At 56.9% G+C, this 8,791-nt stretch carries 5 protein-coding genes and 1 pseudogene; 2 read left to right on the forward strand and 4 right to left on the reverse strand.

The genetic code is table 11. The annotated features are described in order from the left end of the window. The 4 genes and pseudogenes from Q0C48_RS11250 to Q0C48_RS11265 all read right to left on the reverse strand — a co-directional run. A partial coding sequence (locus Q0C48_RS11250; protein ID WP_291524382.1) for a site-specific DNA-methyltransferase occupies positions 1–1,883 on the reverse strand: 1,883 nt, incomplete at its 3' end. A gap of 3 nt (positions 1,884–1,886) precedes the next feature. Beyond that, the gene (locus Q0C48_RS11255; RefSeq protein WP_291524384.1) at positions 1,887–2,225 is read right to left on the reverse strand and encodes a type II toxin-antitoxin system RelE/ParE family toxin; all 339 of its coding nucleotides are present in this window, start codon (positions 2,223–2,225) and stop codon (positions 1,887–1,889) included. Beyond that, entirely contained in the window at positions 2,222–2,440 is a 219-nt protein-coding gene (locus tag Q0C48_RS11260) for an addiction module protein (protein WP_215889307.1), read from the reverse strand. The genes Q0C48_RS11255 and Q0C48_RS11260 overlap by 4 nt, the downstream gene beginning before the upstream one ends. Continuing rightward, positions 2,437–5,270: pseudogene (locus tag Q0C48_RS11265) on the reverse strand (BPTD_3080 family restriction endonuclease). Before Q0C48_RS11265 ends, Q0C48_RS11260 begins: the two are co-directional and overlap by 4 nt. 281 nt (positions 5,271–5,551) lie before the next feature. Here Q0C48_RS11265 and Q0C48_RS11270 point away from each other — a divergent pair. After that, positions 5,552–6,622 carry an ADP-ribosylglycohydrolase family protein gene (locus tag Q0C48_RS11270; RefSeq protein WP_291524389.1) on the forward strand — a complete coding sequence of 357 codons (1,071 nt, stop codon included), beginning with the start codon at positions 5,552–5,554 and terminating at the stop codon, positions 6,620–6,622. Positions 6,623–7,063: 441 nt separating this feature from the next. Continuing rightward, positions 7,064–8,548: an ISNCY family transposase gene (locus Q0C48_RS11275; protein ID WP_291524391.1), complete on the forward strand. Its 1,485-nt coding sequence runs from the start codon at positions 7,064–7,066 to the stop codon at positions 8,546–8,548. The last annotated feature ends 243 nt before the right edge of the window (positions 8,549–8,791 follow it).

Raw genomic sequence — 8,791 nt, forward strand, 5'->3', positions numbered from 1 at the left:
GCGCTGACGGTGTCGCCGCCGGGCAAGGTGGTGCTGCGGCCTTCCGGCGCGTCGAAATGCAGGAGTTGGCCCTGCCGTCCGCCGCTGGAGACTTTGTAGGGCGTTTTATGGCCTTTTAGTGCCGCATTCAGATCTGCCAAGGCGCCGCTGACGGCGGGCTGCCACTGCTCCCAGATGACGTCGATCTCGGCATTGTTGGCGATGGACTTGAGGGTGATGTGGGGCACGCGCTCACAGACAAAACCATGGCGGATGCTGCCGTAAGTGGGCTTGCCGGAGGGGAAGCTACGGGTGACTTCCGCCTCTTTCTGCTGTCCTTCCGGGCTGTCGGCGAGGAGATAATAGGGATAGCGGGCGCCCATGATGCGGGCACGGGCCAGTGCCAGGGCGACGCGGGAGGTGTCGAGGGTGATCCAGCGGCGGCCCCATTGTTCGGCGACATAGGCGGTGGTGCCGGAGCCGCAGGTGGGGTCGAGGACGAGGTCGCCGGGGTCGGTGGACATCAAGATGCAACGTTCAACTATACGGTTCGCCGTTTGAACAACGTAAACCTTGTCGCCACCAAACTGGTTTTGCCCGACAGTATCTGACCACACATTCGTTAGCGGAAACGCCGGGAAGTCATCGATATATCGGACGTAAGATAGCCTTCCACCGGACGTACTGCTCAGGCGATCCGCTTTGATGATTTTCTGAAAACCGATCTCTCCAGTTTTCCAATAGCCCTTGACGGGCCGAAATGTCTTACCACGGTATGCGACAGGAAAATCTCCAGGTGGGCGTTGGCTAGTCATGTCACCAGTTGCCATGACGCGGCTGTCAATTGGCAAAGATGCTGCACCAGATCGCTCTTGCGCTGACATCTGGCGAATCTCTCCGTTTGATAAGCGAATTTTCGTGTATCCAGTGGCGCCTTCTTCGCCAGCAATCTTTTTTGCGAACAGTTGATGGTACTTAACGGTGTCTAACCTCTTCGCGTACCAGACAATATAGTCGCATATTGGCGGTAGTAGTTCGCTTGTTGCGCCGGTCGTTTTAGCCACAGCGATCAAACAGGCGAAATTCTCATCCCCAAAAACTTCATCCATCACCGCCCTTACCCGGTGCACATTCTCATCCCCGATCTGCACAAAGATCGACCCAGAATCCGTCAACAAATCCCGCGCCACGGTGAGCCGGTCGCGCAGGTAAGTCAGGTAGGAGTGAATCCCGTCCCTCCAGGTGTCGCGGAAGGCCTTGACCTGTTCCGGCTCGCGGGTGATGTGCTCGGTGTTGCCGTCCTTGACGTCGCGGCTGGTGGTGGACCACTGGAAGTTACTGTTGAATTTGATGCCGTAGGGCGGATCGAAGTAGATGCACTGCACTTGGCCGCGCAGGCCTTCGCGCTCGGCCAGGCTGGCCATGACCTGCAGGCTGTCGCCGAGGATCATGCGATTGGCCCAGTGGGCGTCGTGCTGGTAGAACTCGGTCTTGGCGTTGGCGTCGGGCAGGCCGTTGAAGTCGGCGAAGAGGTCGATCTGCTGGCCGTCCTCCTGGCCCGCCGCGCCCGGTGCCGGGTTCCGTGCCTGAAAGCGCCGGAGGTCGTCGATGAGGACTTTGGGGTGGACCTTTTCCTGGATATAGAGGGGCGGCGCCTGCACCACGAGGCTGGACCAGTCCTGCCGATCCTTGCCGCGCCAGATGAGCTGGGGATCGAGATCGGGGTTGCGGCTGCGCTTTTCGTCCTCCAGCCCGGCGGCCTGCCGGGGGTACTCCACTCGCACCGGCTTTTGCTCGTCCTGCCGCATCACCGCCTGATATTCGGCGGTGGGGATGTTCTTGCGCGTCGCCTCGTCGTGGGTGAGGGTTTCGATAGTCAGGGATGGTTTAGGGCTTTTGGCCATTTTTTACTCTTCAGGGGCGCTGGGGCGAGAAACAATATCTGCTTCGGCATTAACGAGTTGATTGCGCAACCACACCGGGTTCAGGCGGCAATCAAGGACCGCGTAGATGCGGATGATGCTATCTTCTACGCGGTAATAAACAGCGAAGGGAAAGCGCTTACCCAGTAAGCGATGGAAATTACCGAAATGAAGCGCATGAATACCCGCATAGATGACCAGAGAGTCGATATCGGACGTCAGACTATCGAGAAAATAGGTGCCGAGCCCCTCTGTTTGGGCTTCATAAAAATGGTAACCGTCCAGAAGGTCCTGCTGCGCAGCGTTGGATATCTCGATGATCATCGGGTGCTTTTGCGCAGGTTCGCCTTGGCCGTATCCCAAGCCGAAAAGTGGTCAGATCCCTGGCGTAGGGCATTTTCCCGTTGGACCAGTATTTCTCCGTGCCAGACGGGAGAGGGAATGTTTGTGGGTTGCTGACAGAGACTGTCCCATAAAGACTCCATCATCTGAAGTTTTTCACTGACAGTGAGTTCACTCAACTTGGGTAAGGCGGTCATGGCATCGCTCCTGATAGGTGGGAATCCACCACGCTGGCAATTGTTCGATCAAAGAATAACGCAATCTGACGGACAAAATCTTCCTGCATCAGCCAGACATCCGTAAACTCGGCGAAGGCCCAGCGGCCGTGGCTGCCGAGGTTATTCACGCCGGGCACCCAGTAGGTGTCCATGGTGGCTTTTTTGTCCTTGGCGTCTTCGCCACGATAACCCTTGATCTCGACGATGAGATTCAACAGATCATTATCGCCATGGCCGTCGTCCACCCGCACGATGAAGTCGGGACGGTAGATGCGAGATTCAGAGCCGTAGCGGTAAGGCACTTCAAAGCCGAGGTTATGATTTTTCACATAGGCGCGCACGCAAGGGTGGGCCTCCACCACACGGCAGAACTCCCCTTCCCAGTCGCTATCGAGTATGACCCAGTTGAGCGGACATTTGGGCGGCGGGCCGCTGGTGTCCCAGCGTTCGGTCTTGGAGGTATTGAAGTTGACGTGGGCGGTGCTGCCGCTGGGGTTGTAAGGGTCAAGCACGACGTGGATATGGCGCTGCGCCTCTTCCGAATGGTCCGTGAGCATGGCGCGATTGATAGCGGTGATGATGCGGCTGGCGGCCATGTCGGCCAGCATCTTGTATTTGAGTTGCGCCGGGTAAGTGCCGCCCTTGCAGGTCAAATAACCATCGAGCCATTGCCGGGCAATACGCTTGAGCTGGCCGAAGAGGTAGAGTTTCGGCGCACCGTCTTTGTCGCGGAACTCGTTGAGCAGCAGGTAGGAGGTCAGCTCGTAGACTGCCTGTAAGGGGCGCACGTCGCCGGTATGGACGAGGTTGAGGTCCACCGTCTCGCCGATGATGCCGGAGTTGCGGGTCTCGGTGGCGCCGACCAAATCGGGCGTGAGCTCCAGGACCGAGTCGGCATCGAAGCGCGCCGCGAGCGGTGTTTCCGGTAGCTCGACGCGGTAACCCTGCACTCGCGGAAAGCGGATTTCCAGGGCATCGCGCTCAGGTCGCACGGCTTTGACATGAATGGTTTCGCGGGGTGGTTGCGGCGGGGCCACCACCGGTTTGGCGGTGAAGTCGAAAGGAATGCCCAGCACATCAGCATACTCGACGTTGAACAACCCCTCTTCGTTCAGATCGTAGGACTGGCGCCGCAAAGCGCGACCGATGACCTGCTCGCAGAGCAACTGGGTGCCGAAGGCGCGCACCCCCAGCACATGGGTGACGGTATTAGCGTCCCAGCCCTCGGTCAGCATGGATACGGAGACCACACAGCGGACGGAATCGCCCAGTCGACCCGGCTTGCCGACGGTGTTCATCGCCTCGCGCAACAGTTCCTGATCGCTGATGTTCTGGCCCGATTGCAGATCGCCGCTGCGCTCCACCATCTCGCGGCGAAAACGCTCGATCTCATCAGCCGCCATAACGCGGAACTTGTCGTCCAGCGCATCGCCGGATTCCAGTTGTTCGCTGTCGATAAGCAGGGTACGCGGACGGCCCAGCGCGTTGCCGTGCTCGTCATGGTTGCGAAACAGCGGCAGACGGCCTTCCACCAACTGGCTGGAACCGTCTTGCTGCGCCTGCTGGAAACCAGCGATGTAGTCATAGACCAGCTTGGAAGTGGCGGTATTGTTGCAGACGATGATGAAGCAGGGCGACACGGCAATGTTCGCCTGCTCCCAGAGCTTGAAGGTCTTGTCGTAATGACCATAAAGTGCATCCAGCGCCGTCTGCAAAGGAATCGGCATGGCCCGCGGGTCTATGGGGTTTCCTTTGCCGCGCCCAGGCTTGGGCATCTGGCTGCGGATATGCTCCCAGAGGTTGCGGAACATAGGCATCTCGCCGCCGGGGATATTGTCCGCCACCGGCACCCGCGGCAGTTTGACGATACCGCACTCGATGGCGTCCATCAGCGAGAAGTCACTCATGGTCCAGGGGAAAAGCGTCCCCTCGGCGTAGCCCGAGCCGCTCAGGAAAAAGGGCGTGGCGGAGAGATCAAACACCCGCGCCAGCCCGAGCTTGCGCTGCACCGCTTCCAGCCCCGATATCCACAGGCGGGCGGCGGCGCTGTTCTCTTCGGCCTCCTTTTTCTCGTCGCCTTTGAGATCGTCGTCCGTCCCATCGGGTTTCTCGCGGTAGCAGTGGTGGGCTTCGTCATTGATGGCGATAATGTTTTTCAGGCCCATGAGTTCGGGCATGACGCGCTGGAGCATCTGGCCTTCCGCCTCCAGTGTGTTCAGCGCCTCGCCGCCCTGTCCCTGGAGCAGGCGGCGTCCGCCTTTGGAGAGTTCCAGCCACTCGCGCAGTTTGAAGGCATGGTAGTTGGTGATAACGATGCGGGCGCGTTCCAGATCAGCCAGCATATCGCCGGGCACCAGTTCGCGGCTGGCGTAGTAACTGTCCGGATCGTTGGGTTGCAGTACGCGCAGGCGATCGCTTCGATCTGGCAGAAGAAGGGACGAATGCTGCTGAAAGCGTGGTGCCGCCAGTGTTGCAACAGCCGTGCCGTCTCGGGGGTCACCCGCCAGTCTGCGGGGTTGGGGATGCCGCGCCACTGGTCTACTTCGGCACGCACGCCGTTGATGAGCGCGGTGATGTTGTACTGCTGTTCCTCGGTCGAGAGCCCCAGTCCTTGGTCGAGCACCAGCGATGCTTGTCGGCCGGGCCCTTTTTGCTTGCGTGGTCGGGGAATGGGGCTGATGAATTCCGCCTTGCGGCGATTGTCGATGATGCGTTGAGTTGGCTGTCCCTGTTCATCCAGTTCCCAATGACGCTGCGGATACGCATAGGGGGAATTGAGGATGGGTTTTTCAAAGAAAGGGTTTTGCATGGTTATTTATGGTCTGCGGCGGCCAAGCTTTGTCCTCTTTATAGCCTATAAAGGGCCTGCTGGCGACCTGGAGACGGCCCACCATCCTTGCCGTGAGCCGCTATAATGGGACGGAAGACATAAAATCCGCAGTATAATGATACTGGCTGCCGTTTTCCCGAAACACGGGATGCCCATTGTGGTATGGGCATGAAGAGGGTGGCCTGGGAACGGACTTTACCAGGCGACGCCGCCGTGTTGCCGGATATCCCATGAGCCCGCTTGGCGGGAGGAGGTGAAGCATGCAACGCGTAGCGGGTGCCGTGATGGGCGCCCTGATTGGTGATGCGCTGGCTTTGGGGTGTCATTGGTATTACGACCTTGCCGAACTGCGGCGGGAATGTGGCCCCTGGATTTCCGACTATCTCACGCCGCGCCCCGACCGTTATCACAGTGGCCTGCTTGCGGGGGATATCTCGCAAACCGGACTGCTGCTGGTCATGCTGATGGAGTCGTTGGTGCACTGCGCGGGTTATGAGGAGGACGATTTCACCCGTCGGCTGGATACAGAACTGTTCCCGCAGTTGGACGGCACGCCCATGCAGGGACCGGGGGGCTACACCAACCAATCCATTCGGGAGGCCTGGCGTAAGCGCGTGCCAGAGCATCGCCCATGGGGAGAATGCGCCGGGGACGCGGACACGACGGAGGGTGCCGAACGCGCCATTGCCATCGCTGCCTTTTATGCCCTGCAGCCGAGAAAAATGGCGGAGGCGGTGTGTAGCAACATTGTCCTGACCCAGCGCGATCCGGCCATCGTCGCCATGAGTGTCGCCTTCAACGCCGTTCTGGCCCAGTTGGTCTCTGGCGCTTCATTGACGCCGCAGATTGGCGCCACGCTCATGGCGCAGGTGCGCAGCGGAGCACTGCCATTCCATATGGTTACCCAAGGCCACCTGCAGCCACCGCCGCAGGGTGCCGAAAGGATGCAGGCAGGCCAGTTTACGTCGCCTGACGCCTTGCTCACGGCGGGATATGCCGCGCTGGCCGCGGCGGATCCCGACATCGTCATTGAACCCGCCTGGAAGGTGAGCCTGGTTTACGGCATGCCCTGCGCCATTTACCACCAACTGCCTGCGGCTTACTACCTGGCCAGTCGTTTCCGGGAAGATTATGAAGCGGCCGTACTGCACGCCATCAACGGGGGCGGACAAAATATGTCCCGCGCGATGTTGACGGGTGCGCTCGTGGGCGCTCAGGTAGGTCTGGAGGGGATTCCCCGTCGTTTCATCACCGGGCTGCGTGACGCCCAGCACTATCTGGCGCTGGCTGCGGAACTGGAGCAATGGGCGGTCAGACAGGAAACGCTTTAACCTTGGGATAGGGTAGGGCGTGGCAGACCCGACTGAAAACCAGTCATTGGGCAACCGAAAAAGCCCGCAAAAGGGCTTCTGTAGCAAGTCAGGGAGACTATGACCGTGTGCACACTATCGGAGCTACGCTCTCCAGGAAGCCTCCAGATCCAGTCAGGCGTTGAATGTGACCTCGTGTACACGATATCAGGCAGAAACACAGCATCGGTTAGTGAGTTTTGATAGTTCCACAAAATAAGATCACGCATTTAACTAGTGCCTGACCGGAAATGCTATTGCCTAATAGATACAGCATGTTATAATAATACTAATATTTGAAGTTACGGTTCCCAGGCGTCTGTTTCCTCTCTTTTATGCCATTTTCCGGCTTCTATGACGGGTATCCATTGAAAATATGGGTGATTTTTAACGCGTTTCGCATTCTTATGGAAAATCTTCGCGATGAGAAAAGTGATTAATGAACAGATGGTCTTCGGGCAAACTGACATTTCTGCCATTCGGATTGATCCCAAGTCACGAGATGATATTCCGCGCCTCTTGCGTGGCCTTCAACACATTTATACACAACCAGAACTCCGGGATCGAGTATTTGCCATCCTGGCGGACATGCGACCAGTACAAGCCGACGGCAAAACCAAGGTCAGCGCCGAAAAAGGACGCCCCGGAATGGATCTATGGAAGATATTGGTGCTGGGAGTGATGCGGCTGGGTCTTAATGCGGATTACGACCGTATCCACGATTTAGCCAATTACCATCTCGCCATCCGGGAGATGCTTGGACATGGTGGATGGGCAGAAAATACCGATGAACCGTATCATCTGCAAACCATCAAAGATAACCTGAGTTTGTTTACGCCAGAAATACTGGACCGGATCAATCAGGATGTAGTGCAGGCTGGCCATGTTCTGCTAAAAAAAAGACCCGACGAAGGACTCGCTGGACGTTGTGATTCTTTCGTGGTCGAAACCCAGGTGCATTATCCGACGGATATCAACTTGCTGCTGGATGCCGTGCGGAAAACCATAGAAACCTGTAGCCGCGCGGCCCATGCACAAGGTTGGACCGAGTGGCGGCAATGGCGGTATCTGCAGCATAGCTTCAAAAAGTCCTACCGTATTCTGCAGAAAATAAAGCACTCCACGGCGCAAGACCCGCAGAAGCGTGCTGCGCATGAAGCGCGGATGGTGGAAGCCTATAGTGCCTATCTGGTGCTTGCTGAGCAGCATGTATCCAAGGCCACAGAGACGATAAACGCATTGAAAACAGAGGGCATGTTTGAACCCGCACAACAGATCGAAGGTTATCTGGAACACGCTCGCCGCCAGATCAATCAAATCAGTCGCAGGGTATTACAGGGTGAAAAGATTCCCCACAGCGAAAAGGTCTTTTCGATCTTCGAGCCCCATACCGAATGGATCAGCAAAGGGAAAGCGGGCGTTCCCGTGGAATTGGGTTTGAGGGTGTGTATCGTCGAAGATCAGTACCGTTTTATTCTGCACCATGCGGTGATGGAGCAGACTACCGATGCTCAGATAGCGGTCCCGATGGTTAAAGAAGCACAGGCGCGTTTTAGAGGGGTATCCTCCATGAGCTTTGATAAAGGGTTTCACAGCCCGGCCAATCAGACTGAACTCAGGGAGATACTGCCGATGCTCGTATTGCCGAAAAAAGGCCGCAAATCTGCCGACGAAAAAGTCCGGGAGTCTGCTTCGGAGTTCGTACATCTACGCCACCAGCATTCAGCAGTCGAGTCTGCCATTAACGCATTAGAGCAGCATGGTCTCGATATTTGTCCAGATCATGGCATTGCCGGATTCAAGCGGTATGTTGCAATGGCGGTGCTGGCACGGAATATTCATCGCCTGGGAGCCGTATTGATGACTCAGGAGGCTGAGCAGCGATGCATATATCGAAAAGCCGCTTAAAAATAATATTTTTATTGAATTCCAGAACTTCTAAAGGGAACGGCTGTCTAAAATCCAATATTTTTTGCAAAAACCGCTAATAAATTCATCTTCTCTGCAGTAGCCGTGTTAAAATGCTTTCTCACAAACATTCAAATCGGAATTTTCAAGACCGATTTTTCAAAAAAGCCCATTTTTCTGTCAGGCACTATTTATGAGAAAAATGGCGCACTTTTCGGGCAAAGTGTGGGGCACTTGCAAGAC

The organism is Acidithiobacillus sp., assembly GCF_023255755.1.
GTDB lineage: Bacteria > Pseudomonadota > Gammaproteobacteria > Acidithiobacillales > Acidithiobacillaceae > Acidithiobacillus.